The organism is Streptomyces sp. NBC_00258 (genome assembly GCF_036182465.1).
Taxonomy (GTDB): Bacteria; Actinomycetota; Actinomycetes; order Streptomycetales; family Streptomycetaceae; genus Streptomyces.
On record NZ_CP108081.1, the window covers coordinates 7,327,898 to 7,353,872 of the forward strand.

The 25,975-nt window shown below is 69.8% G+C and carries 21 protein-coding genes; 6 read left to right on the forward strand and 15 right to left on the reverse strand.

Going from position 1 to position 25,975, the window contains the following annotated elements; translation table 11 throughout:
- Positions 1-14: 14 nt before the first annotated feature.
- The 3 genes from OG718_RS32760 to OG718_RS32770 all read right to left on the reverse strand — a co-directional run bounded on the left by OG718_RS32760 (position 15) and on the right by OG718_RS32770 (position 3,616).
- Positions 15-1,373 (reverse strand): copper resistance CopC/CopD family protein, encoded by a 1,359-nt coding sequence (locus OG718_RS32760; protein ID WP_328845864.1) that lies wholly within the window; start codon positions 1,371-1,373, stop codon positions 15-17.
- The gene (locus OG718_RS32765) at positions 1,370-2,008 is read right to left on the reverse strand and encodes a hypothetical protein (protein WP_328845865.1); all 639 of its coding nucleotides are present in this window, start codon (positions 2,006-2,008) and stop codon (positions 1,370-1,372) included. The genes OG718_RS32760 and OG718_RS32765 overlap by 4 nt, the downstream gene beginning before the upstream one ends.
- 264 nt (positions 2,009-2,272) lie before the next feature.
- Positions 2,273-3,616, reverse strand: a complete 1,344-nt coding sequence (locus tag OG718_RS32770) for a UDP-glucose dehydrogenase family protein (protein WP_143642801.1) — start codon at positions 3,614-3,616, stop codon at positions 2,273-2,275.
- 223 nt (positions 3,617-3,839) lie between these two features.
- Here OG718_RS32770 and OG718_RS32775 point away from each other — a divergent pair, with 223 nt between their 5' ends.
- On the forward strand, positions 3,840-4,997 hold the full coding sequence (locus OG718_RS32775; RefSeq protein ID WP_143642800.1) for an acyl-CoA dehydrogenase family protein: 1,158 nt from the start codon (positions 3,840-3,842) through the stop codon (positions 4,995-4,997).
- 94 nt (positions 4,998-5,091) lie between these two features.
- Here the strand turns inward: OG718_RS32775 and OG718_RS32780 are convergent, their stop codons facing one another.
- Positions 5,092-6,357, reverse strand: coding sequence for an LCP family protein (locus OG718_RS32780; protein ID WP_186001429.1), 1,266 nt, complete (start codon positions 6,355-6,357; stop codon positions 5,092-5,094).
- A 119-nt stretch (positions 6,358-6,476) separates the two neighbouring features.
- Between OG718_RS32780 and OG718_RS32785 the strand changes: the two genes are divergently transcribed.
- The gene (locus tag OG718_RS32785) at positions 6,477-7,025 is read left to right on the forward strand and encodes an acyl-CoA thioesterase (protein ID WP_143642798.1); all 549 of its coding nucleotides are present in this window, start codon (positions 6,477-6,479) and stop codon (positions 7,023-7,025) included.
- 113 nt (positions 7,026-7,138) lie between these two features.
- Here OG718_RS32785 and OG718_RS32790 read toward each other — a convergent pair whose 3' ends face one another.
- A complete protein-coding gene (locus OG718_RS32790; protein WP_443055179.1) occupies positions 7,139-8,587 on the reverse strand; it encodes an LCP family protein in 1,449 nt (482 codons plus the stop codon).
- Between the two features lie 127 nt (positions 8,588-8,714).
- Here OG718_RS32790 and OG718_RS32795 point away from each other — a divergent pair, with 127 nt between their 5' ends.
- The gene (locus tag OG718_RS32795; RefSeq protein WP_328845866.1) at positions 8,715-9,743 is read left to right on the forward strand and encodes a glycosyltransferase family 2 protein; all 1,029 of its coding nucleotides are present in this window, start codon (positions 8,715-8,717) and stop codon (positions 9,741-9,743) included.
- A 67-nt stretch (positions 9,744-9,810) separates the two neighbouring features.
- On the opposite strand, the gene OG718_RS32800 is transcribed toward OG718_RS32795, so the two are convergent.
- From OG718_RS32800 to OG718_RS32825, 6 genes are all read right to left on the reverse strand, one after another.
- Complete coding sequence (locus OG718_RS32800) at positions 9,811-10,233, reverse strand: spore-associated protein A (protein ID WP_328845867.1); 423 nt, start codon at positions 10,231-10,233, stop codon at positions 9,811-9,813.
- Positions 10,234-10,357: 124 nt separating this feature from the next.
- A complete protein-coding gene (locus tag OG718_RS32805) occupies positions 10,358-10,804 on the reverse strand; it encodes a hypothetical protein (RefSeq protein WP_328845868.1) in 447 nt (148 codons plus the stop codon).
- A gap of 223 nt (positions 10,805-11,027) precedes the next feature.
- The gene (locus tag OG718_RS32810; protein WP_328847875.1) at positions 11,028-12,623 is read right to left on the reverse strand and encodes an LCP family protein; all 1,596 of its coding nucleotides are present in this window, start codon (positions 12,621-12,623) and stop codon (positions 11,028-11,030) included.
- A 566-nt stretch (positions 12,624-13,189) separates the two neighbouring features.
- Entirely contained in the window at positions 13,190-14,926 is a 1,737-nt protein-coding gene (locus OG718_RS32815) for an LCP family protein (protein WP_328845869.1), read from the reverse strand.
- A gap of 258 nt (positions 14,927-15,184) precedes the next feature.
- Positions 15,185-16,519, reverse strand: coding sequence for an LCP family protein (locus tag OG718_RS32820; protein WP_328845870.1), 1,335 nt, complete (start codon positions 16,517-16,519; stop codon positions 15,185-15,187).
- A 215-nt stretch (positions 16,520-16,734) separates the two neighbouring features.
- Entirely contained in the window at positions 16,735-17,490 is a 756-nt protein-coding gene (locus OG718_RS32825) for a TIGR03089 family protein (RefSeq protein ID WP_143642786.1), read from the reverse strand.
- 128 nt (positions 17,491-17,618) lie between these two features.
- Between OG718_RS32825 and OG718_RS32830 the strand changes: the two genes are divergently transcribed.
- Both OG718_RS32830 and OG718_RS32835 read left to right on the forward strand, forming a co-directional pair.
- A complete protein-coding gene (locus OG718_RS32830; protein WP_328845871.1) occupies positions 17,619-19,280 on the forward strand; it encodes a peptidoglycan recognition protein family protein in 1,662 nt (553 codons plus the stop codon).
- A 166-nt stretch (positions 19,281-19,446) separates the two neighbouring features.
- A complete protein-coding gene (locus OG718_RS32835; protein ID WP_143642784.1) occupies positions 19,447-20,529 on the forward strand; it encodes a sugar phosphate nucleotidyltransferase in 1,083 nt (360 codons plus the stop codon).
- Positions 20,530-20,778: 249 nt separating this feature from the next.
- Here OG718_RS32835 and OG718_RS32840 read toward each other — a convergent pair whose 3' ends face one another.
- From OG718_RS32840 to OG718_RS32855, 4 genes are all read right to left on the reverse strand, one after another.
- Positions 20,779-21,801 (reverse strand): DNA-3-methyladenine glycosylase family protein, encoded by a 1,023-nt coding sequence (locus tag OG718_RS32840; protein ID WP_328845872.1) that lies wholly within the window; start codon positions 21,799-21,801, stop codon positions 20,779-20,781.
- Positions 21,802-21,881: 80 nt separating this feature from the next.
- Positions 21,882-23,267, reverse strand: a complete 1,386-nt coding sequence (locus OG718_RS32845; protein WP_328847876.1) for a coenzyme F420-0:L-glutamate ligase — start codon at positions 23,265-23,267, stop codon at positions 21,882-21,884.
- A 38-nt stretch (positions 23,268-23,305) separates the two neighbouring features.
- On the reverse strand, positions 23,306-24,265 hold the full coding sequence (gene cofD / locus OG718_RS32850; protein ID WP_328845873.1) for a 2-phospho-L-lactate transferase: 960 nt from the start codon (positions 24,263-24,265) through the stop codon (positions 23,306-23,308).
- A gap of 41 nt (positions 24,266-24,306) precedes the next feature.
- Positions 24,307-24,795 carry a cysteine dioxygenase gene (locus OG718_RS32855; protein ID WP_143642781.1) on the reverse strand — a complete coding sequence of 163 codons (489 nt, stop codon included), beginning with the start codon at positions 24,793-24,795 and terminating at the stop codon, positions 24,307-24,309.
- A gap of 743 nt (positions 24,796-25,538) precedes the next feature.
- On the opposite strand from OG718_RS32855, the gene OG718_RS32860 reads away from it, so the two are divergent.
- The gene (locus tag OG718_RS32860) at positions 25,539-25,802 is read left to right on the forward strand and encodes a WhiB family transcriptional regulator (RefSeq protein WP_053723761.1); all 264 of its coding nucleotides are present in this window, start codon (positions 25,539-25,541) and stop codon (positions 25,800-25,802) included.
- Positions 25,803-25,975 lie beyond the last annotated feature (173 nt).

Consider the following 25,975-nt stretch of genomic DNA (forward strand, 5'->3'; position numbering starts at 1 on the left):
GTTTTCAGGGGAGGTCAGCGGCCTGGATCGGCCGTGACCAGGAGACTCGTCACGGCGAGCACGACGAGGACGAGCCCCGTCTCCGCCGCGACCGAGTAACCGAAGGGCCGCACGGTGGCGGCCTCGCCGCGCAGCAGCACGGCGAGTTCCAGACGCGTACGCACCCACTGACGGCTGCGCCACGCGGCGAACAGAACGAGGGCCAGCACACCGGTCTTGACCAGCAGCAACCGCCCGTACGAGGTATGCAGCAGGGCGTCGTACGAGCCCACGACCTGCCAGGCCAGCACCAGGCCGGCCACGGCGATCGCGGCCACCGACGCGCCCGCGAGCTTCGAGTAGCCGGGCACGACCAGCGCCAGCTCGTCGGGGTCCCGGCGCGGCAGCACGGCCACCGCGAGCATGGCCAGACCGCCGATCCACAGACTCGCCCCGAGCAGATGCACCAGGTCGGCCAGCGCGCCCCAGGTCGGTTCCGTGCCCTCGGAGTTGTGGCCCGTCATCCCGGTCGCCCGCAGCAGCCCGAGCGACACGGCGAGGGCACCCACCCGCCAGCCGGGCGAGCGTGCCGTACGGGCACCGCCCTGGAGCAGCGCGCTCAGCACGACGGCGGCGAGCACCCAGAGCAGCCCGCGGGCGGCGAGCGCGAGACCCGGCCCGGTGGTGAGCACGTTCGCGTACACCGACGCGGAGAGCGCGTCGCGGACGCCGCCCAACTCGGCGTACGCGCCCTGCAGTCCGAGCGCCACGACCGTCGAGAGCAGCCCGACCGTCCAGGCGAGGGCGAGCATCGCCCGTGCCCGCGGCTCACCAGCCCCGCGCGGCCAGAGGAGCGCGACGAACGCGATCCCGCCGATGAACAGGGCCAGCGAGAGGTAACCGGCCCAGCGAGCGGCGACGAGGCCGTGCCGCACCGAGGGGGAGGGCGCGGGTGCGGCCTCGTCGCCGCGGTCCTGGGCGGTGGCGGGCGCCGCCGCCGTACCGATGCCGAACGTCAGCCGGCCGGAGGACGCGTGCCCGTCCTCCTCGTCGACGACGGACCAGGAGAGAGCGAGTTCACCGGTCCTCGGAGCCACGTCGGGGAGCGCGGCCCGCACGGTGTCGCCGCCCCCGCGCGGGGCACGGGCGACGGGGAGTCGGTCACCGTCGAGCGTCATCACGCGTACGTCGGACAGCTCGACGGGCTCGTCGAAGGTGAGGGTGAGGTGGGCGGGTGCCTTGCCGAGTTCCGTGCCGTCCTTGGGAGTCGAGCGGACCAGCTCGGTGTGGGCGGAGGCGGGGGCCGCGCCTGCGAGGACGTACAGCAGGGCGGTGAGGACGGCGAGGAGGGGAGCGGCGAGGCGGGAGGTGAGGGAGCGGGGTCGCGTTGTCACGGCGTGGCCTCCGCGTCGTCCGGGGCGGAGAGGAGGCCCGGTGTGGCGACTCCGACACAGAGGGAGGGTGTCGGCGCGGGGGTCGGTTCCGTGCCGCCCACCAGGCCGAGGGCCTGGCCCGTGAGCCCGGCGATCCCGGTGAGCAGGGGCTTTACGAGGTGTACGTCGCCGTCGTCGCAGGAGTCGTCGGCCGGGGGCTCCTCGCCCGCGGAGCCGGAGGGGGAGGGCGTGGGGGTGGGAGTCGGCGTCGTGCCCTGCCCGCCGTGACCGTCATGGCCGCCGGTGCCGGACTCCCCGCTCCCGTTGCCGGTTCCGGTCCCGTGCCCGGCATGGCCGCCGTCCCCGATCGGCACGACGCCGGTGCCGATCGGCAACCCGCCCGCCCCGACCGGGACTTGGGGCACGGGAGCGGCTCCCTCCGGCACGTCCTCGCCCGGCGCCGGAGTCGTACTGGGCGGTGCCGTCGCCGCGGGCGGTGACGCGGGAGGCACGGCGGCCTGTGCCGACCCCGACGACGGCGGGGCGCCGATCCCCGAGGCGTAGCCGAGCACGATCAGCACGGCGCCGACGAGCGCGCCCGCGACCACCTCGTCGCGGTGATCCCTCGGCCAATCCGCCCTGTTGAACAGGGGCATGATCACTCCTGGCATGGTCCGGTCATTCAGATCGGTGAATGCGGACCAGTGGAGTGGCAGCCGAATTCCGCGTGGCTACGCGTTGGTTAATCGCCTGTTGCCTGCCTCTCTTCCAGGGGTGCCCCTGCTGTGAGAACGGGCTACAACGACGTCATTCCGTGCATTGCGACTGTGAAGAACTGGCGTGCACGGCACGGCAATTCCACCACATTGCTCGAATGCGATTCGAACCAATTGGAGGGAAGAAGTGCAGGCGTATGCCGCTCAGGCGGCCGGTCGCCCCATCGCCCGGTACGTCCAGCCCGCGGCCCGCCACACGGCGGGGTCGAGCGCGTTGCGGCCGTCCAGCACGATCCGGTCCGTCACGGCCTCGCCGAGCGCCGCCGGGTCCAGCTCGCGGAACTCACGCCACTCGGTGAGGTGCAGGACGGCATGGGCGCCACGTACGGCCTCCGCTGCCGTCTCCGCGTACGCCAGCGTCGGAAAGAGGCGCCGGGCGTTGTCCATGCCCTTGGGGTCGTAGACCGTGACCTGGCCGCCCTGCAGATGAATCTGCCCGGCGACGTTCAGCGCGGGCGAATCCCGGACGTCGTCCGAATCCGGCTTGAACGTGGCGCCGAGCACCGCGATCCGCTTCCCGAGGAAAGAACCGCCGCCCAGGGCCTCTCGCGTCATTTCCACCATCTGACCGCGGCGCCGCATATTGATGGAGTCGATCTCGCGCAGGAAGGTGAGCGCCTGGTCGGCGCCCAGCTCACCGGCGCGCGCCATGAACGCGCGAATGTCCTTGGGGAGGCATCCGCCGCCGAAGCCGATCCCGGCGCGCAGGAACTTCCTTCCGATCCGGTCGTCGTACCCGATCGCCTCGGCGAGCTTCACGACGTCGCCGCCGGCGGCCTCGCAGACCTCGGCCATGGCGTTGATGAAGGAGATCTTGGTGGCGAGGAAGGAGTTCGCGGCGGTCTTCACCAGCTCGGCGGTCGGGAAGTCGGTCACCACGAAGGGCGTGCCCTCGGCCATCGGCGTCGCGTACACCTCGCGCAGCAGCTTCTCGGCGCGCTCACTGCGGACGCCGGCGACGATGCGGTCGGGGTGCAGGGTGTCCTGGACGGCGAGGCCCTCGCGCAGGAACTCGGGGTTCCAGCCCAGCTCGACCTCCTCGCCGGCGGGGGCGAGTTCGACCAGCGTGCGGGCCAGCCGCTCGGCCGACCCCACGGGCACGGTGGACTTGCCGACGACGAGGGCGGGGCCCGTCAGATGGGGTGCGAGCGAGGCGAAGGCGGCGTCGACGTACGACATGTCGCACGCGTACTCGCCGTGCTTCTGCGGGGTGTTCACGCAGACGAAGTGGATGTCGCCGAACTCCGCGACCTCGGCCCAGTCCATGGTGAACCGCAGCCGCCCGCTGGACCCCTCGATACCGGCGACGTGCTTGGCCAGCAGCTCTTCGAGACCCGGCTCGTACATCGGGACCTCGCCCCGCTGGAGCATCTCGATCTTCTCGGGTACGACGTCGAGTCCCAGCACCTCGAACCCGAGCTCGGCCATGGCCGCGGCGTGCGTGGCGCCGAGGTAGCCGGTGCCGATCACGGTGATCTTGAGGGCCATGGATGCTCCAGTAGGTGTCCGTCAGGTATCCGTCAGGGGTGCGACTGCAGTGCGCCTCGAGTGCGCTGACCGAGCATAGTCGGGGCTTGTTCGAGCGCTTCACCGGGCAGTTTCCCCCTTGTCGCCAAGCTCACGTATCACTCCCGTGGGCGGGCCCCTAAAATTTGAGTTACTTAACGGTAATTAGCGTCAGCATCACAGCGTCTTTGGAGCGTGAGAGACCTTGGCCGGATCGGCTGATTTCGACCTGTACCGCCCGTCCGAGGAGCACGACATGCTCCGCGACGCGATCCGCTCGCTGTCCGAGGCGAAGATCGCGCCCTACGCCGCGGCGGTGGACGAGGAAGCCCGTTTCCCGCGGGAGGCGCTGGACGCCCTGGTCTCCTCCGACCTGCACGCCGTGCACGTGCCGGAGACGTACGGCGGTGCGGGCGCGGACGCGCTGGCGACGGTCATCGTGATCGAGGAGGTGGCGCGGGTCTGTGCCAGCTCCTCCCTGATCCCCGCGGTGAACAAGCTGGGCTCGCTCCCGGTGATCCTCTCCGGCTCCGAGGACCTGAAGAAGAAGTACCTGGGCCCGCTGGCCAAGGGCGACGCGATGTTCTCGTACGCGCTCTCCGAGCCGGACGCGGGCTCGGACGCGGCGGGCATGAAGACGAAGGCGGTCCGCGACGGCGACTTCTACGTCCTGAACGGCGTGAAGCGCTGGATCACCAACGCGGGCGAGTCGGAGTACTACACGGTGATGGCCGTGACCGACCCCACCAAGCGCTCCAAGGGCATCTCGGCCTTCGTCGTGGAGAAGTCGGACGAGGGTGTCTCCTTCGGCGCCCCGGAGAAGAAGCTCGGCATCAAGGGCTCCCCGACGCGCGAGGTCTACCTCGACAACGTTCGCATCCCGGCCGACCGCATGATCGGCGAGGAGGGCACGGGCTTCGCCACCGCGATGAAGACCCTGGACCACACCCGCATCACGATCGCCGCCCAGGCCCTCGGTATCGCGCAGGGCGCCCTGGACTACGCCAAGGGTTACGTCCAGGAGCGCAAGCAGTTCGGCAAGGCGATCGCCGACTTCCAGGGCATCCAGTTCATGCTCGCCGACATGGCCATGAAGATCGAGGCCGCCCGCCAGCTCACGTACGCGGCGGCGGCCAAGTCGGAGCGCGGTGACAGCGACCTGACCTTCCAGGGGGCGGCGGCCAAGTGCTTCGCCTCCGACGTGGCGATGGAGGTCACCACGGACGCCGTCCAGCTCCTCGGCGGTTACGGCTACACCCGCGACTACCCGGTCGAGCGCATGATGCGCGACGCCAAGATCACCCAGATCTACGAGGGCACGAACCAGGTCCAGCGCATCGTGATGGCCCGCAACCTGCCGTAGGGCGCGGTCCTACTGCAGCGATGGGCCCCCGGCGCCGTGCCGGGGGCCCATCGCTGTCATAGGACTTCTCGTGCGGTACGGGCTCGGGGTTCGCTCAGTTCCCCGACACCGTCACCTTCTCGTCGTTCTTCAGCTGGTTCACCAGGGTCTTGACCTTGGCGGTGTCCCACTGGAGGTTGCCGTTGCCCGCGTTGCCGGAGATGGGCATGTTCATCGACTTGCCGTCACCGCCGGTGATGCCCTTCATGGCCCAGAACATCGAGGCGAGGTCCCAGAGGGACATGTCCTTGTCGACGGTGAGGGTGTCGAGGCCGGCGCCCATGGTCGGGTAGAGCTTGAAGGGGTTGAGGACCGTGGACGGCGTCGCCGTCTGGCTCGCCAGGGCCGCGAGGAACTTCTGCTGGTTCTTCGTGCGGTCCAGGTCGCTGCCCGCGAACGCGTACCGCGTACGGACGAAGGCCAGGGCCTGCTCGCCGTTGAGGGTCTGCTTGCCCGCCTTGAAGTCGGCGCCGGACTTGTCGTCCTTGAACGCCTTGGGGATGTCCATCTCGACACCGCCCACCGCGTCGACGATCTTCGCGAAGCCGCCGAAGCCGATCTCCGCGTAGTGGTCGATGCGCAGCCCGGTGTTGGCCTCGACGGTCCGCACGAGCAGCTCGGGCCCGTCCTCGGCGTACGCCGCGTTGAGCTTCACCTGACGGCCGGTGCCCTGGAAGGTCTTGCCGGACTCGGAGCCCTTGAACGTGGGGATCGTCACGTTCGAGTCGCGCGGCAGCGAGATCATCGTGTTCCCGTTGTCGCCGACGTGCAGGATCATCATCGAGTCCGTGCGCTTGCCCTCGGCGGAGCCCGTGTGGAGCTTCTTCTTCTCCTCGGCGGACATGCCCTCGCGGCTGTCGGAGCCGACGATCAGGTAGTTGGTGCCCTCGCCGCCGTCGGGCCGGTCGATCACCTTCGACAGGTCGACCTCGCGCTTGAGCTTCGAGTCGGCCCAGAAGTACGTGCCCACGGAGACCACGACCAGCACGGTGACCACCGTGATCGCCGTCCACTTGATCCGCTTGCGCCAGTTCGGCGCGGGCCGCGGACCCCGTCCATGACCCCCGGGCGGCTCCTGGGGACCGCCTCCGCCCGGCGAGCCGTACACCTGTCCGGTGTTGTAACCGTCATAGGCGTCCTCGCCGTAGCCGTCCGTGTACGTCGGCTGGGGCGGGACTCCGCGCGACGGTGCCGAGGGGCGTGGACCGGCCCCCGAGCCGCGCTGCACCTGCCGCATCACACGGGCGCCCTCGGGCTCGGCGCCTGCGCTGCCGCGGCCGTGCCGGTCGCCGCCGTTGTATCCCTGGGGCCAATCGCTCATGGGCCCAGTGTGCAGGTTCCCACTGTGTGCCATACAAGGGTCTTCGGAAAATCGCACCAGGGCTGTTGCAGAGCTGATGCAAAGCAACCCTTGCGTGTGCCCGGCATAAGGTGGGCGCCATGACAGACCAGGCCCGTCCCCCGGAATCCGATATTCCGGGCAAGCCGACTTCGGCGTCCCGAACCACCCTCAGCCACATCATGACCCATAACGACACCAACCTTCTGGGCACGGTGCACGGTGGCGTGATCATGAAACTGGTCGACGACGCGGCCGGCGCGGTGGCCGGGCGGCACTCCGGCGGGCCTGCCGTGACCGCCTCCATGGACGAGATGGCGTTCCTGGAACCCGTTCGCGTAGGCGACCTCGTGCATGTGAAGGCACAGGTGAACTGGACGGGTCGTACGTCGATGGAGGTCGGCGTCCGCGTTCTCGCCGAGCGTTGGAACGAGTCGACGCCGCCTCAGCAGGTCGGCTCTGCCTACCTGGTTTTTGCTGCGGTGGATGCCGATGGGAAGCCTCGGCGGGTACCTCCGGTGGTGGCGGAGAGTGAGCGGGACCGGCGCCGCAATCAGGAGGCGCAGATCCGTCGTACGCATCGGCTTGCCCGGCGGCGGGCGATCGTGGAGCTGCGGGAGAAGCGTTCCGCGGAAGGGCTCGACGACTAGGGCGGTTGGCGGCCGCGGGCCGGTGGGGGCTTGTCGCGCAGTTCCCCGCGCCCCTGGAGGGGCGCGCCCCTCCACAACACATTCGGTGGCGAGCCCCTCGTTGGATTGGTCGGCTACGGGCAGACCACCTGGTCGCCCGTCACCGTTTTGAACTCGCCCTGGGTCGGGTCCTCCGCCCGGACCTTGTGGACCTCCTTGAAGTCCGAGCCGGCGATCACCTTCATCAGGGGGCCCTGGCCGTTCACGGGGCGCAGCTCGCTGCCGGGCAAGGCTGTGGCGAGGGATTTCGCGGAGCGGTCCCAGCGGGGGTCGTACTGGACGATCGTGCGCCGGACCGAGCGGTCGGGGGCGTTCACGGGGGCCCGGGTCGTGCGGAAGCCGGTGGCCGCCAGACCGCTGTCGACGCGGCGGCCGAGGCCGGCGGTCATGGTGCCGTTCTCGACCTGGACCCGGATCTGCTGCGGGGCGACATCGACGCGCAGGGCCTTGGAGCGGACCCGGTGCGGGGCGAGCGGCTTGTCGTCGCGCAGGGTGCGGAAGAGCCGGTCCGCCTTCTGCTCGTCCCACTTCAGGGTCGATCCGATGCCCTTCACGGCGTACCCCATCTTCCCGATCGGGACCGTCGTGAACTCCGAGGAGGACGGCGAGAAGGTCCGCATCGCCCGCCCCAGGTCGACGAGTTCGTCCGACCCGAGACCCTTGTCGGCGCGCACCGAGCCGAGCACGGCCCCGGTCACCTCCCGGAACCTGATCGGGTTGAGCAGCACCCCGGACGAGGTGGCCCGCTCGATCAGCGCGGCCAGGAAGCGCTGCTGGCGCTGCATCCGGCCGAGGTCCGAGGCTCCGTCGATGTGCCGCGAGCGCACGTATTGCAGCGCCTGCCCGCCGTTCAGATCGTGCACACCGGTCGGCAGGTCGAGCCCGGTGTACGTGTCCTTGAGCGGCTTCACCGTGCAGATCCGGACCCCGCCGAGGACGTCCACGGTCTTGATGAAGCTGGTGAAGTCGACCTCCAGATAGTGGTCGATCTTCACATGGGTCATGTTCTCCACGGTCCGCACGGTCAGCTGCGGCCCGCCCTCCGCGTACGCCGCGTTCAGCTTGACCGGGTGCGGCTGGTGCCGTCGGCCGGTGGTGCGGTCGATGTGGGCGGGCGTCTCGGCGTACGAGTCGCGCGGCAGGCTCACGATGCTGGCCCGCTTCCGGTCCTCGGAGAGGTGCACGATCATGATCGTGTCGGTGCAGTGGCAGGGGGCGCCGCCGAGCCGGTACTTCTCCTTCTCCTCCGGGGTGATCCGGTCGCGGCCGTCGGTGCCGACGAGGAGCACGTTCATGCCGTGGCCGTGCGCGGGCCGGTTCTTCATGTCCTTGAAGGGGTCGATCCGGTCGATGTCGGAGCCGAGACCGGTGAGCAGCGCGTGCCCGATGCCGGCCGCCGCGAGCACCGTCACGGACACCGAGGTCGTCACCCGCATGGCCCAGCGCGGCCGCCTGCGCCGTACGGGCGGCCGCGCTGGGCGCTGCCGCTGCGGGCGGGCGGGGGAGCGGGGCGGCGTGGGCAAGGCGGACACCTCCGCGTCGGCCGGGTGTGGGGGTCCGCGAGCACCGTAGGCCCATACGATCTGCGGCCCGGCGCAAGGACCGGGCGGCGCGCGTCCGTGTCCCCCGTTCGCGGTAACGTAATCCGCGATGAACGCCAAGCCCGACGTGCAGCTCCCCGCCGTCTCCGTGATCATGCCCGTCCTCAACGAGGAACGGCATCTGCGCGGCGCCGTCCAAGCGATCCTCGCCCAGGAGTACGGGGGTGAGATGGAGGTCGTGATCGCCATCGGTCCCTCGACGGACCGTACGGACGAGATCGCGGCCGAGCTCGTACGAGAAGACCCCCGTGTGCACACGGTGCCGAACCCGACCGGTCGTACCCCCGCCGCGCTGAACGCCGCGATCAAGGCGTCCCGCCACCCGATCGTGGTACGCGTCGACGGGCACGGCATGCTCTCGCCGAACTACATCGCGACCGCCGTCCGCCTCCTGGAGGAGACCGGCGCGCAGAACGTCGGCGGCATCATGCACGCCGAGGGCGAGAACGACTGGGAGCACGCGGTCGCCGCGGCGATGACGTCGAAGATCGGCGTGGGCAACGCGGCCTTCCACACGGGCGGCGAGGCCGCACCGGCCGAGACCGTGTACCTCGGTGTCTTCCGCCGTGAGGCCCTGGAGCAACAGGGCGGCTACAACGAGGAGTTCATCCGCGCCCAGGACTGGGAGCTGAACTTCCGGATCCGTGAGGCGGGCGGCCTGATCTGGTTCTCGCCCGAGCTGCGGGTCTCGTATCGCCCGCGTCCCTCGATGCAGGCCCTGGCCAAGCAGTACAAGGACTACGGGCGTTGGCGTCATGTCGTCGCCCGCTATCACTCGGGTTCGATCAACCTGCGCTATCTGGCCCCGCCGGCCGCGGTCTGCGCGATCGTCGCCGGGCTCGTGGTGGGTGCGGCGGTGACCCCCTGGGGCTTCCTGGTCCCCGGCGGCTACCTCGCGGCGATCGCCCTCGGCTCCCTCCCCGCGGGCAAGGGGCTGCCGCCGAAGGCGCGGCTGTGGATTCCCGTGGCCCTCGCCACCATGCACATGTCGTGGGGCATCGGCTTCCTGACCAGCCCGAAGGCTCTGGCGAAGAAGGTCATCGCGTCGCGGCGGCCGGCGGTGCTGAGCGAGAACTGACCGCCTCTTGGCGCACATGGCGAAGGCCCCTTCCGGACAGGGAAAGGGGCCTTCGCCGTCAGCGGGATCAGCCGCAGTGGACCTTGTAGTTGACCTGGATGTAGCTCGCGTTGCCCGCGGTGCCGCCGTAGTCGATGCAGGTGTCCACGGCCTTCAGGTAGACGGGGCCCGCGTAGTACTTGAAGTTGCCCTCGTCCACCTCGCTGGCCTTCCACACGGTGTCGGTCCGGTGGATCCGCAGCCGGGCGTCCAGATACATCGACGAGCCCGGGGTGTCGCTGACGGTGACGACGCAGTTGTAGCCGTTGGAGCTGTTGTACGTGATGAAGGCGTTGCCGTCGCCGACGTCCCTGGAGCCGATCACGCTGTAGCCGGACCCGCAGCCGCCGTTGTACGAGGCGGCCGAGGCGGTGCCGGTGGCGGCGACCGTTCCGGCGACGGTCAGACCGAGGATGGCTGCCACCGAACCAAGTCGCTTGGTGTCGAACATGCTTGAGTTCCCATCAGATCAATTTCAGAACCGAGCATGATCATTCCGAGGCGGGTTCCGGGTACGCAACTCATAAAGGCGTGACCCGTGTCACCGCGGGCGCCGGTCCCTCGTCGCGTCGGAGTCAGTCGCAGTGGAAGTAGCTGGAGTTCGGAACGTGATCCTGGATGATGTTGTTGCCACTGAAGTTCCACACGTCGGTCTCGACCGCGATACAGCGGTCCTTCCCGTAGAACTTGAAGCTCGCGTAGTAGAGGTACTGGCCGTCGTCCCCCGGCGAGACGTAGCCGTCCCTGTTCGTCCAGGCGTCCACGGCGATACGGGACTTGACGCCGTAGTACGAACCGCGCTTCACGGCCGCGACGCAGTTGTACGTGCCGTCCCAGAACAGGTAGGTCGTGGCGTACGTGGTGCCGTTGTACGTGTTGTTCCAGCTGTCGATCTGGGAGCCGTTGCAGCCGTACGTGGCGGCGCTGGCGGCGGGCGCGGTGACGAGCGAGTAGCCGGCGATGCCCGACAGCATGAGAGCCATCGAGGTGGCGTAGCGGGCGACTTTGCTCCTGGACTTCACGTTGCTCTCCTGAAGGGCTCGACGGGGAAGGAAGATCGTCGAGAGTGATCACATCATCGAACGGTTCTTCGACAGTTGGGTGTGATGTGTACATGTCCATTAATGGTCATGGAATGGCTGATTCCGGGAGCTTGGAGTCCGCTCGATCCCGCGCCTGCGGAGCCGGCCCGGTTCCCCTGCACCTGCGGTGGGGCGGCCGCCCGGTGCCACCCCACCGGGACGGCTACCAGCGGTAGGGCTTGTACACGTCCATGCACTGACTCTTGTCCGACCCGTTGATGGCGTCGGCGTTGCCGGGGACGTCCCCGGCCTTCGGGGCCGACTTCTTCGGATAGGCCGTGCCCGTACGCCAGTCGGCGCCCACGACGAGGGTGACCCCGGAGACGTCGGTGCTCCGCTTCACCGAACTCATCGGAATCCCCAGCGACTTGGCGACCCGCTGGGCGTCACCCTCCAGGTCCGCACTGGGATAGCGGACGACCGTCTTGTCCTCGCTGAGCACCACCGAACGGTCCGCCACCGCCTGTGTGAAGCCCTTGCCGGTGAGCTGATCCGCGATCGCGCTCGCCCGCAGGGGCGCCGCCGCCTCCGTGTTGGTCCGCGTGCCGTTCTGCACCTGTACGGCGATCTGGCCGTCGGCCGCGGCCGGGTCCTTGGAGGTCTTCTCCTCGGTCTTCTTCTTCGCGTCCGAGTCCGAGCCGTTGCTGTCGAACGGCACGTCGTCGCGGAGCATCGACCACACCTTCTCGGCGTCGGCGCCGGCCGGCACCACGTGGTTGGCGTCCAGCGGGTCCGGGACGTTCGGCATCGTCGTCATCGTGATGCGGTTCGTCGGCACCGTCTTGAGCTGCATGCCCAGGTCGTACAGCTTCTTGACCGTGCCGATCTCCTCGGAGACCTTCAGCGACTTCGTGGCAGCCTCGGCCAGGCCCATCAGCCGGCCCGTGTCGGTGAAGACGTTCTGCTCCTTCAGCCCTCGGATCATCGAGTTCATGTACATGTGCTGAGCCCTGGCCCGCATGAGGTCACTGCCCCAGGCGTGGCGCGTGCGCAGCCACTGGAGCGCCTGCTTGCCCTGGACCTTCTTCGTACCGGCCTTCAGCTTCAGGCCGGAGCCCCCGGGCACACCGGGCAGCGGGCCGTCCTTCACGTTCTGTCTCACGCAGACCTCGACCCCGCCGATGGCGTCCGCCATGCTCACGACGCCCGCGAAGTCGATCGTCATCCAGTGGTCGATGTAGACCCCGGTGAGGTTCTCCCAGGTGGCCAGCGTGCAGCCGGCGCCGCCGCGGGACAGCGACGTGTTGATGATGGTGTTGGTCGCCGGATAGGTCTTGCCGTCCTCCGGGTCCGTGCACTTGGGGATGTCGACGCGGGTGTCGCGCGGAATGGTCACCACCGCGGCGCTCTTGCGGTCCGCGGACAGGTGGATGAGCATCTGCACGTCGCCCAGCGGCGGGTTGCTGCGGTTGTCCCTGCTGCCGCCCAGCGCCACGTTCGCGTCGGAGGCACGGCTGTCGGAGCCGACCAGCAGGATGTTCAGCGGAGTCTGCCCGGCCGCGTTGGGCGCCGTCTTCGGCGCCTTCGAGTCGCCGCTGCTGCGCTCGCCCTTCTCGATGTTGCCGTTCAGGTGCCGGTAGTACAGGTATCCCGTGCCGGCGGTCCCGAGTATCACCACCGACAGGACCGTCGCCGACCAGCGGAGCACCCGCCGTCTGCGCCGGGACCGGTCGGTTCCCTGGCCGCCTGGGCGCCGCCTGTTCCCGCCGTGCCTGCCCGGTCCGGCCGCCGCGTCCTTGCCCTGCGGAGCGAGGGACATGGTGTCCTCGACCGCGGGCACCTCCCCCTGCACACTGCTCTGACTCAACTCCCTGCCCCTTCCCCACCCCTGTTGCCCGGACAAGGCCGCGCCCCGTGTCCGGCCCTCCCTGGCCGGTGCGGAGCGAACCCTGTCAGGCCACCCTGTCCGACACTGGTCCGCCACCTGTCAGACCCCTGTGAGCCCGAACCGGGTTGGCTACGCATCGGCAAAATCAGCGACCGGCACGGCCGTGTGCTGTCGGCCCGGCATGCGGCCGACGTCGGACGGACGTGCAGTCGACACAGCGGTGCCCCACGTCAGACCAACGTGAGCCCCGCACGGTTGTGTTCCGAGCCGGACAACTCCGAGCCGGATTCGGCCCGCCCCGCACCTGATACGGCCACTCCGCACCTGGAACCGGGAAAACCCGCACTTGGCACCGGCCAACCCTGCACGTGGCACCGGGCGATCGCGGCCCGGGCACCGGCCGATCCCGCCCCGGAGTCAACTCCGCATCCGGCAAAGGCCCGTCGCTCGCCCCGTAAGACGTGCGACAGGCCCGTCAGGCCACCCGCGTCAGCGAATCAGCTGGCGCACTGGACCTTGTCCGCCGTGGACTTCTCCACATCCGGAGTGGCGGCCGAAGCGGAGTTCAGCTTCACCCCGGCGCCCTTGAAGTCCTCTCCCAGCGTGAGTGTCATCGTCGGCAGCCCCTGGGAGTTGGTGACGCTCTTGCCCGGCTTCATCGCCGAGCCGGACAGACCCATGATGTCGGCCAGCCTGCGTGCCTGGTCCGCCTGATCGGGCGCGTACTCGAGCGTCGTCTTGGCCTGTGTGTCACCCGAGTTGCCCGCGTTCTCGGACTTGGACACGCCGGCTTCCAACTGCAGCCAGTTGAGCTCCGCCTGGGCGCTGCCGGCCGGGGCACCGCCGTTGAGGATCTGGACGCGCACCTCCGAGGCGGCGGCCTTCTTGCCCTTGAGACGGGCGGCGACGGCCGCCTTCTCCTTCGCCTCCTTCTGCTTCACCGCGGTGAAGGAGGTGTCGCTCTTGATCATCTGGAAGACCTGGGGCGCGCGCGAGTCGTCGACGACGACTGTCGCCTTGACCGTCTCGGCCGGGTTGTCGCGCACCGGCACCGTGGTGAAGGTGATGTTCTTCGGCGGCACCTTCTTCAGCTCCAGCGCCACGTCCTTGAGCGTGCCGACCTTGCCGATGCCGGTGTCCACGGTCAGTGCCTTGGTGGCGGCCTCGGCGAGCTTCAGCAGCTTGCTGGGGTTGGTGAGGGTGTCACTGGACGCCATCTTGCGCATCAGCGATCCGAGGAACTGCTGCTGCACCTTGATGCGGTCGAGGTCGCCCTGGTTGCCGAAGCTGTGCCGGGTCCGCACGAAGGCCAGCGCCTGCTCGCCCTCGACCTTGGACGTACCGGCCGGCAGCTTGAGCTTCGACTCCTTGTCGTCGACGGCCTTCTCCACGCACACGTCGACGCCGTCCACCGCCGTGGTCAGGGTCTTGACGGCGTTGAAGTCGGCCATCATGAAGTGGTCCGGCGAGATGCCGGTGACCGCCTTGACCGTGCGCATGGTGCAGCCCGGGTCCCGCTCGTCCTGGCCCAGGCTCGTGTTGAAGCGCTGGCTGGGGGTCCCCGCGATGACCTTCTCGGTGCCGTCCGCCAGTTTGGTCGGGCAGTCCGGGATGTCGACGATCAGGTCACGCGGGATGCTCATCGCGGTCGCGTTCGTACGGTCCTTGGAGACGTGCAACAGGATGTTCGTGTCGGCGTGCCCGACGCTGCCCTTGTCGCCGTAGCCCTCGTTGCCCGCACCGGTGCGCTTGTCCGTACCGATGATCAGGATATTGAAGGCCTCGTCCTTGCTGAAGCCGCTCGCACCCGCACTGCCGACGTCCGTCGTGTTGACGTTGCCCTCAAGGTGCTTGATGTAGGCGTACGCCGCCGCCGAGACACCGACCAGCACGAGGGCCATGCCGCCGCCGGTCCACAGCAGTATTTTCTTCGCCCGCGACTGCTTGGGTTTCGTACGCGTCCGGCGGCGACCCGGAAGTGGTTCCTCCGGCGCGCCACGGCGCCTGCGCGGTCCCGGCACATCGGTGCCCGGAATCTCACGGTCACGGCCCGGCGCGGTACGCGGGCGTGTTGCCGCCCCTCCGGCGCGGGTGGCGGTTCTCCGGGGACCGGGAACCGTCGACTGCGGTGCGGAACTCTGCAGTCGCAGTTCGTAGTCACCGGTGTTCGGGTTGAGTACCCACTGGTCTGCGGGATCGATATCGTCCGCCCGCCCACGGCCTTGCGCGTCCACGGTTGCTTGAGTCCTCCGTCGGGGCCACGCGGCGTCTTTCCCCCTCAAAAGACGCTCGGTCAGTCGGTCCAACCAGTGCGCGACCTCAGGACAGACCTCAGGACCGGGTGCACCGGATCGCTCACACTAGCCGCCCAGTTCGGCGTCAAGCGACGACGGTGAGAAATTGCACTTCCCTACAACCGGGCAATCCGCCCAATTCTTTGAACGTACGTTCCCCGTCTTGGTGTGCTCTTTACCAAAAGGCCTGTTCGGGTGTTAGCCGCACGCGTCCTCGGCGGCCGTGTTCCCTCGGAAAGTCGGCGCGGGACTCGGCGTCGGCGAAGGACCGCCGGGCCGCTTTGCGCCCGATTTGCCATCTTCCCGGCTGAATTCCTGGTCGTAGTCGTCCACGCGCTCCCTGTAACTCCCGTCATGGGGCTCGTAGTTGTGCGAATCGCCGTATGAGGCCCCGTCGCCGACCGGCTCCGAGCCACTCCTCTTTGTGCCGGAATCCTCCGGAAGTTCCTTCGAGACCTCCAACGGGGCGTCCATGCGCAGCCGTTCGAAGAGTTTCTCCGCGTCGGGTTCCACGAGCTGGTCGCGATTGGCGTTGTAGGCGTACGACTCCCGCGGCACCGTAAGGAATTGCACACGTTCGGTGGGGATGTTGCGCATGCCGCGGACCAGGTCGTACAGGCCCCGCAGGCTCGCGAGGCCCGGGTCGGTGGTGAGCGACGAGGTCGCCGCGTCCAGCACCGGATAGAGCTTCACCGGATTCAGCAGTACGTCATTGCTGCGCACCTTGTTGACGAGGGCACCCAGGAAGCGCTGCTGGCGGTCCATCCTGTCGGTGTCGCTGCCGTCGCCGATGGTCTTGCGGGCGCGTACGTACCCGAGGGCCTGCTCGCCGTTGAGCTTCACCTTGCCCGCGGGCAGCCGGAGCTTGGCGGCGGGATCGTCGATCGGCTCCTTCAGGCACACCACGACCCCGTCGACGGCGTCGACCATGTCCTTGAAACCGTGGAAATCCACGACCATGTGGTGGTCGATCCGGATGTCGGTCAGCTTCTCGACCGTACGGATCGTGCACGCCGGACCGCCGCTCTGGAACGCCTGGTTGAACATCGCGAACACCGGCGAGGTGCGGCTGCCGTCGGGCCGGCGACAGCTCGGCACGTCCACCATCAGATCCCGGGGGAGGGAGACCGCGGTCGCGCTGCGCCGGTCGGCCGGGAGATGCAGCAGGATGGTGGTGTCGGACCGCTCGGTGCCGGAGTCCCGTCCGTACTTCCCGTTCCCGCGCCCCGACCGCGAGTCCGACCCGATCAGCAGGATGTTCTGCGCGTCACGCGCCAACGAGGTCGGCCGCTCCTTCTCGTACCGGGCGAGTTCCGCAGCGGTGTCGTCGTCCGACGTGATGTTGCCGTTCAGCTTCTCGTACAGCACCCAGCCGGCCCCCGCGGCACCCACCACGACCACGACGACGCCGATCGCCGTGTACCGCAGCCACCGCCGCCGACGCCGCCTGACCCCGGCCCCGGTGGGAGACGCGCCGACCCCGGGCCCGACCGGCCCCGGCGCCGCGCCCCGCGTCCCTCCGGTGTCGCTCACGTGAGATTCCGCCCCTCATGGCGTACGGACCTGCTCCTACGACCATGGCCCGGGCGGGGGCGGAGGGCTTCGGGGGGTGGGCCGAATGAGGGACGGGGCCATCTCAGCCCCTCCGGCGTTTGAGGAGCGGGGGTTCGGGGGCGGAGCCCTCGAGTAAGTGCCGGGAATGGGTAGGGGCGGCGGGGGCGGAAAAGGCCCCCCACTCCGGCGGGGCGTCAGCGTGCCGTAGCCGAAACCCGCTCACTCTCGATCCGCTTCGCCAACGCGTCCTCCCCGGCCTGCTCGAGGTTCCGGCACAACACCACGGACCCCCCGACGGCCAGCGGAGCGAAGAGGCCGGCACTCAACCCCTCCCACGTGTCGTACGGAAGAGCGGACAACAGCCGAGCCCCGGGCCCCGTCAGACCCAGCGCGGGCGCATCCGCCCGAGCCCGCTCGACGACCTCCGCCCCCGTCAGCTCCGCCCCGGCGACAACCACCGCGGGCGCCTCCGGATCCACCGGCCCGTACGCCTGGAAGACGTCCCCCTGGCCGGGCACCTCGACCGCGTAGTCGGCGTATCCGGCAGGCACCTGGGCGAACCGCCGCCCGAGCGGCGCGAGCGACAACGCCACCCGCTCCCCGGAACACGCGAGACCGGCCTCGAACTGCCCGGGCCCGGCCACCACATGGTCGGCGGCACCCGCATCGCCCCCGACATCCGCCACGACCCCCACGGAGGAGCAGGCGAGCAGCCACACCGCCGTCTGCCAGTGCGCGGGCAGCAGCAACGCGACCCGCTCCCCGGGCTCGGCGGCCAGCTCGCCCTGGAGCAGGTTGGCGGTCTTGGCCACCCAATTGGCGAAGGTGGCCACGGACAGTTCGACACGTTCCCCCGTGGCGTCGTCGTAGAAGGTCACCAGGGGGCGCGTGGGATCCGTGGCGAGCGCGGATCGCAGCAGGTCGGCAGGGGTGCGGTCGGTGGCGTTCACGGGACGCAAGCGTACGCGGACACCCGCCCGGGCGGGGGAGTGAGGGCCACCGGTTCGGCGGAGTGCGGCCGACGGTCCGTCAAATCCCAGATGGACAGATAAGTATGACTATGTCCAGGATCAGGGGCATGCGCGGATATCTTGCTTCCTCGATCGCCGTCACGTGTGCGGCCGCCCTGGCCTTCCCCCTGGCCCTGTCCACCGAAGCCGCGGCCGCACCCCCGGCGGCCGAGAGCCCGACCACCGACCGGGCGACACCGGACAGACCGGCATCCGAACGAACGGCCAGGGCCCGACCGGAGACGCCGAGCACCTCGACGACATCGGCCGGGACGGCCACCTCGGCCGCGGAAGCCGCCCCTGCCGCCCCCGCCGGCTCCGCGGCCGACCGATCGATCCCCGGCAGCACCCAGTCCCTCCCCCTCGCGCCCCTCACCCCGCCCTCCAGCGACCGCACCCTGCCCCCCACGTCCGCCGCCCCCTCCTCCGCTCCCACCCAAGGCCTTCCGCGACGCGACGTACGCCACTTCTCCCTCGTGGGCGTCGTCTGGGACAACCCGGACGCGGAACTCCAGGGCCGGGTCCAGGTCCGTACCCGCGCGAGCGGCACCGCGAAGTGGTCCGTCTGGCAGGACGTGGACACGCACAACCACGAGCACGCGGCGGACCCGGACACCGCGGAGCGCACCTCCGGGCGCGTACGGGGAGCCACGGCACCCCTGTGGGTCGGTGACTCGGACGGTGTGGAGGTCCGCGTCCAGGCGGAGGCGGACGGCAGGCCGAGAACGGACGGCCGGGCCGTCGCCGGCGACCCCCTCCCCACGGGCCTGCACATCGAACTGATCGACCCCGGAGCCGACCCGGCCGCCGAGCCCCCGCCCCAGGCCTCCGGAGTGGACACCCCGCGGGGCAACGTCCTGTCCCCCGAGGCCGCGGCCTCCTCCGCCGTCAACGCCGACCTCGCCCCCCTCGGCGCCACCACGATCCCCGCCCTCAGCCAGAAGCAGACGGAGGCCGACCTGATCGCGACCCGCGGTGAGACGTCGGACGCGGCGAGCGGGACGGCCAAGCCGGCGGCGAAGGACAAGCCAGGTGTGAAGGAGAAGCCGGGTACGACAGGCAAGACCGGCACGATCGGTACCGCCGACGCGGCGGACCCGGCGACGGGCCAGCGCGTGAAGCCGTACATCGGCGCACGTCCGCGCATCGTCACCCGCCGGGGCTGGGGCGCCGACGAGACGCTCCGCGAGCGGAACTTCAGCTACACGAAGACCGTGAAGGCCGCCTTCGTCCACCACACCGCGTCGGGCAACAACTACCGCTGCGCGCAGGCACCTTCAGTCATCCGCAGTATCTACCGCTACCACGTGAAGAGCAGCGGCTGGCGGGACATCGGCTACAACTTCCTCGTCGACAAGTGCGGAAACATCTACGAGGGGCGGGCCGGAGGCGTGGCCAAGCCCGTCATGGGCGCACACACTCTCGGTTTCAACACCAACAGCATGGGGATCGCGGTCCTCGGGAGCTTCGGTACCGCGAACCCGCCCGCCGCCGCGGTGAAGGCGATCGCGAAGCTCACGGCATGGAAGCTCGGCCTCTTCGGAGCGAACCCGAAGGGCAAGACCTACCTCAAGTCCGGGGGCGGAAATCTCTACCGAAAAGGAAAGAACGTACGACTCAATGTAATCTCCGGTCACCGGGATGGTTTCGCCACCGAATGCCCGGGCGGCCGACTGTACGCGAAGCTCGGCAAGGCCCGTGCGACTTCGGCCCGCTACCAGGGACGATGAGGTCCGGTCGGCGGGAACGGTGACCCGGTAAGCCGGGGCCCCCGCCCGGCGGCTCCCCACAGTCAACCCTCCCCCCAGAGGCGCCCCACAGCCATCGAAACGGTCTGCATACACTGGCCGGTCGAAAGACAGTTCGACCGGCCCCATCAGGAAGCAGAGACGACAGGTGACAGAAGCGATCCTCCTGGTCGGCGGCAAGGGCACACGGCTGCGCCCCCTCACGGTGCACACGCCGAAGCCGATGGTTCCGGCGGCCGGGGTACCGTTCCTCACGCACCAGCTGGCACGGGCAAGAGCGGCGGGGGTCGAGCACATCGTGCTCGCCACGTCCTACCTGGCCGAGGTCTTCGAGCCCCACTTCGGCGACGGTTCGTCGCTGGGGCTCCACATCGAGTACGTCACCGAGGAGGAGCCCCTCGGCACCGGCGGCGCCATCCGGAACGTGGCCTCCCGTCTGAGATCGGGCCCGGACGACCCGGTCCTGATCTTCAACGGGGACATCCTGACGGGCCTGGACATCCCGGCCCTGATCAGCACGCACCGGTCGTCGGGCGCTGACGTCTCCCTGCACCTCACGAGGGTGACGGACCCGAGGGCGTACGGACTGGTCCCCACGGACTCGTCGGGCCGGGTCCAGGCGTTCCTCGAAAAACCCCAGACCCCCGAGGAGATCGTCACCGACCAGATCAACGCGGGCGCGTACGTCTTCCGCCGCTCGGTGATCGACGCGATCCCGGTGGGCCGCCCGGTCTCGGTCGAACGGGAGACGTTCCCGGAACTCCTGTCCTCCGGCGCCCACCTCCAGGGAATGGTCGACTCGACCTACTGGCTTGACCTGGGCACCCCGGGCGCCTTCGTGCGCGGCTCGGCCGACCTGGTACTCGGCCGCGCTCCGTCCCCGGCCGTCCCGGGCCGCTGCGGTGACCGCCTGGTCCTCCCGTCGGCCACGGTCGCCTCCGACGCCAAACTGACCGGCGGCACCGTCGTCGGCCACGGCGCCACCGTCGGCGAGGGCGCCCGTATCTCCGGCAGCACGATCCTGGACGGCGCGGTCATCGCCCCGGGCGCGGTCATCACCGACTCCCTGATCGGCGCCCGCGCCCACGTCGGCGCCCGCTCGATCCTCACCGGAGCGGTCGTCGGCGACGGCGCCTCGGTAGGCCCGGACAACGAACTCCGCGAAGGCGTACGCATCTGGTGCGACGCCCAGATCCCGGCCGCGGCACTCCGCTTCTCATCGGACCAGTAACACCGACTCGACCAAGGACTTCACCAAGGGGGGAGCAGAGCCTGCGCACACAAACTGGCGCAGGCTCACACCACCCAGCCCGTCCGGCGTTTGAGGACGAGGCCGTTCAGGCCGATTCCCACCCACCCACCTCTCAGCCCGTCCGGCGTTTGAGGACGAGCGCGGAGCGCGATACGGGGGTTCGGGGGCGGAGCCCCTGAGTAAGGGACGGGATTGGGTAGGGGCGGCGGGGGCGAAAAAAGCCCCCACTCACAGCCGCCCGATATCCCCCCGAGGCATCCGCGGCTGACGCCGCGCCGGCGTACGCCCGCTCAACAGGATGAGCCGAGCAGCCCGATGCCGCTGCCCCGCATAAGGCTCCAGCAACGACAGCATCACGGCGTCATCCGCATCCCGGTCGCCCGCCAGCGCGTACCCCACGATCCCGGGAAGGTGCAGGTCCCCGACCGTCACCGCATCCGCCGCCCCATGACTCCGCTGCACAACCTCCGCCGAGGTCCACGGCCCCACCCCCGCCACCACTTCAAGCCGCTCCTGGGCCCGCCCCGCCTCGAACCCCACCGCCTCCTCCATCCGCCGGGCCACCCGGACGGCCCGCAGAATCGTCGACGCCCGCTTGTTGTCGACCCCGGCCCGATGCCACTCCCACGAGGGAATCAACGCCCAGACCCGAGGCTCGGGCATCACGAACATCCCCCCACCCCGACCCACCACGGGCCCGGGCCCGGGCGCAGGCACCCCGTACTTCCGCACGAGCAACCGCCAGGCCCGATACGCCTCGTCCGTAGTGACCTTCTGCTCAAGAACCGACGGGATCAACGACTCCAGCACCAGCCCCGTACGCGTCAGCCGCAACCCGGGCCGCCGATGCCGGGCCAGCGCCACCAGCCGATGCCGCGGCTCGAACGCGTCGGGATCGTCCGACTCCCCGAGCATCCGCGGCAGCTGCTCCAGCAACCACTCGGCCCCGGGACCCCACGCCTCCCCTTCGACGACACCCGCGCGCACGGACACCCGCAGGGTCCCAGGCCCGACCGGCGTGAGACTGGCCCGCCACACGGCCCCGTCCGGCGTCGTACGGAAGGTCGGATCGGCGGGCCCCCGCCGCAACGGCCCGAGCACGAGCCCGAGATCCAGCGGCCACGGCGGCACCCAGCTCCGCGTACGCCCGCCGGGTCGGGCCGGCCGGTCCGCCCGCGCCTGCCCGGGCACGACGACATGCCCGCCGCGCACGGTCGTACGCGTGGGCCGAGGATCAAAACGTCCGGCCACGATGGGGTCCTAGGGCTTGGGGCGCTCGGGATGCCGTACGAGAATGCCGTACGAACCAGGGGTGATGTGAACGTCGACGCTCAGCGCACCTCGATGAACGCCCCCGCATCCCGCTCGGGCCGCGCCCTGGGCTCCTCCGCCGCGTGCCCGACCGCGACGGCCCCCATGGGATCCCATCCCTCCGGCAGCCCGAGCACGTCCCGCACGACGTCCCGGCAGAACATCGTCGACGACACCCACGCGGACCCGAGCCGCTCCCCGGCGAGCGCGACGAGGAAGTTCTGCACCCCGGCACCCGCGGCGACCACGAACATCTCCCGCTCGGCCCCGTCACGCCGGTCGTCCCCGTACGTGTGGGACCCGTCCATGACGAGGCACGGCACGACGAGATACGGCGCCCCCCGCAGCACGTCCCCGCGCCGCACGCGCTTGGCGATGGACTCCGCGCTCTTCCCGTCCCGCTCCAGATCGGCGACCCAGGCGTCCCGCATGGCGTCGAGCAGCCGCGTCCGCGACTCGGCCGACTCCAGGAGTACGAATCTCCAGGGCGTCGTGTGATGCGGCGCGGGCGCGGTCACGGCGGCGGCCACCGCACGCCGTACGGCATCGGGGTCGACGGGCTCGTCGGTGAAGGCCCGTACGGTACGCCGTTGGGTGACGGCCTCCCGGACGGCCTCGGAGGTGCCGAGCCGGAACATGTCGTCGCGCGCGCCCCGGACCATGCCTCGCGTCCCTTCGTCCTTGCCGTCGTCGCCGTACGTGCCCACCACATGGGGCAGTCCGCGGACGACGGCGACGGGCAGTCCGGCGGCCTTGCCCTTGACCAGGTCACCGGCGGAGGCGAGCTCGTCGGCGGTGGCGACGACGGTGGCGCTGAGCGGATTCCCGTGCGCGTCCGTGCCGCCCCGCAGATCGTCGAGTACGCGCACTCCGGCGGCCCCGATGGCGACATCGGTGAGCCCGGTCCGCCAGGGCCGCCCGAACGTGTCCGTGACGACGACCCCGACCTCGACCCCGAGCGCGTCCCGCAGTCCGTCGCGGATCGCGCGCGCGGAGGCGTCGGAGTCCTCGGGCAGCAGCAGCACGGTCCCGGAAGGTGTGTTGGAGGCGTCGACGCCGGCGGCGGCCATGATGAACCCCTGCCGGTTCTCCACGATCCGCAGCGGCCCGCGCCGCGCCACGACCCGCACGGTCTCGGCGTCGATGGCCGCTTCACGGTCCGCCGCCTCGACGATCCGCCCCTCGGCCTTGGACACGATCTTCGAGGTGACCAGCAGTACGTCCCCGTCGGCCAGGCCCGGCTCGGCGCTGGCGATCAGCTTGGCGAGATCGTCCCCCGGCCGTACCTCGGGCAGTCCGGGCAGAGCCCAGACCCGGAAGCCGGGCACCCCCGACGGCAGCTCTTCGTCCCCGGCCCGAGCCGGACTCGTGGAAACCTCCGGACTCGCGGAAACCTCGCCGCTCATGTGCCCCGCACTCCCGAGATCGTTGTCGCTGTCGTCGCTCAAACGCCCCGCACCTCCTCCGCCAGCGCCAGCGCCTGACGGGCCATCTCGGCCGTCGCGTCCAGGTCGGTCATCATCAGGGGCACGGCCCTGCACCGGATGCCGGCGGCGGCGACCTGCTCCACCGTCCCGGCGTCCACGGTGTCGACGAGCCAGCCGTCGAGGAGTCCCGAGCCGTAGTGCTCGGCGACCGCGGCGGCCGTGGACTCGACGCCGACGGCCGCGAGGACCTTGTCGGCCATGCCGCGCACGGGCGCGTCACCGACGATGGGGGAGAGGCCGACCACCGGGACGCCCGCCTCGGCGATGGCCTCCCGGATACCGGGCACGGCGAGGATCGTGCCGACGGACACGACCGGGTTGGACGGCGGGAAGAGGATCACGTCGGCCGAGGCGATCGCCTCCAGCACCCCGGGTGCCGGCTTTGCCTGGTCGGCTCCGACGGGCACCACCGCGTACGCGTCCACGGAGGCCCGCAGCCGCACCCAGTACTCCTGGAAGTGGATGGCCTTGCGCTCGCCGTCGACCTCGACGGCCACATGGGTCTCGACGCGGTCGTCGGACATGGGGATCAGCCGGACGCCCGGCTGCCACCGGTCGCAGAGCGCCTCGGTGACGGCGCTGAGGGGATACCCGGCGCTCAGCATCTGCGTCCGCACGATGTGCGTCGCGAAGTCCCGGTCGCCGAGCCCGAACCACTCGGGCCCGACCCCGTACGCCGCGAGCTCCTCCTTGAGGTGGAAGGTCTCGTCGGTCCGCCCCCAGCCCTGCTCCTCGTTGATACCGCCGCCGAGGGTGTACATCACCGTGTCGAGGTCCGGGCAGACCTTCAGCCCGAAGAGGTGGATGTCGTCCCCGGTGTTGCCGATGACCGTGACGTTCGCGTCCGGCGCGGCCTGCTTCAGACCGCGCAGGAACCGGGCACCACCGATGCCGCCTGCCAGAACCACAATGCGCATGGATTCAGTCTTGCAGGCGGCTACGACAACGCGTCAGCCGGTTACGAGACCTCGGCCACAGCGCACCGCACCGCGTGCATCGGCATCTCCGTCAACCCGGGGTAGTACACGTGCAGGCTTATGGCCGGATCGAGCGAGTCGTTGACGACCTCGTGCACGTACCCGGGCGCGAACACACGCTGGGCGCCCGCGCCCAACGCGCGCGTGCCCCGCTCGGTGCGCTCGGTCAACGCGCCCTCCAGGACGGTGAGTACGCCGGAGGAGCGGCCGTGGTCGTGCAGTCCGCTGCCCTGCCCGGGCACCCAGGAGAGCAGCCACACCTCGTAGCCGGGCCCGGTGCGCAGCCGGTGGTACCAGCGGGAGGTCGCGTCGTACTCGACGAGGTGCTCCCACTGGGAGCGGTCGGCCGCGATGGAGCGTGCGAGGCCGACGAAGTCGGCCACCGTGGCCGGGTGCTCGCGCGGCGCCTGGAGGAGGTGCGGTACTTCGAGGATGTCGCCGGCGATCTGGAGGTCGCTGTCGCTGTTCATGGGTGCGGTGGGTTCCTCGGCGGAAGAGAGTGCTGGAGGACTGGGGTGTCACGTACCGTCCGCCCGGGTCGCGGGCATGAGGTGTGCCCTTGGTACGGGCGGGGGACCAGCGGCCGGGTCCCGGTCAGGGAACCCGGCGGCAGCCGGAGCGCGGTGGGCTCAACAGCTGTGACAGCAACAGAAACAGCTACAGCGAGCGTGGGCAGCACCGAGGGACCCGGCGGTGCGGGTCGAGGTGAGTGCCAAGTTCGCGAGCATGCCCACTAGGACACCGGTTCACACTCGGACTGTCAACTTGATGTCCGGTATGTGGGCGATGTTTCACCTCATCCGGTTCACCTCTGTGGCGAAAGGTTTGTGCAGGAGCTTGCGGGGACACATGGCGCACAACCGGGCGCACGAACCTCGTCGCGATCCCGTGATCCATGGGGCATGCGTGTGATCCACATGTGATCCGGTTCGCTTCGTCGTTCGTACAGGAACGAGATCGAACTTCTGAGCGTCCTTCTTCGTACAGGTCCTGTGCGGAGACGGAGCCCGGCCGGGTCCCTATTCGGCTGTCAGGGTTTATGCCGATTTGAACACTTTCCGCAAAGCCTTGGTTCCGCAGAGTGAATAAGGGGCCCAATAGCAGATCTCGGCTTGACTGGCCCGGATCGGCACACTTGTAATTTCACTCGTGTCGTTCAGCCGAAATCGGTAACGGCAGCATCACGGGGACGCGAGACGGACGAGGGGCGCACATGACCGAGCTGTTTCAGGAACTGCTGGTCGACGAGGCCGAAGAGGAGCTCGGCTGGCAGGAGCGGGCGCTCTGCGCGCAGACCGACCCCGAGTCCTTTTTCCCCGAGAAGGGCGGCTCCACCCGCGAGGCCAAGAAGGTCTGCCTCGCCTGTGAGGTCCGCTCCGAGTGCCTTGAATACGCGCTCGCCAACGACGAACGTTTCGGCATCTGGGGCGGCCTGTCCGAGCGTGAACGGCGCCGCCTGAAGAAGGCCGCCGTCTGATCGTGGCTTGATCGCGACCTGATCGCCATCCGATCGCCGTCCGACCGAACGGCGCACACCCCTACGTTCTGATACGTAACGAACGGCCCGTCGCAGGTGGGTTATCCACAGGCGGCGGGCCGCTCTCGTGCCCAGCCGTTAGTGTGGGCCTCCGTCCGAGACGCCCCGCTGTC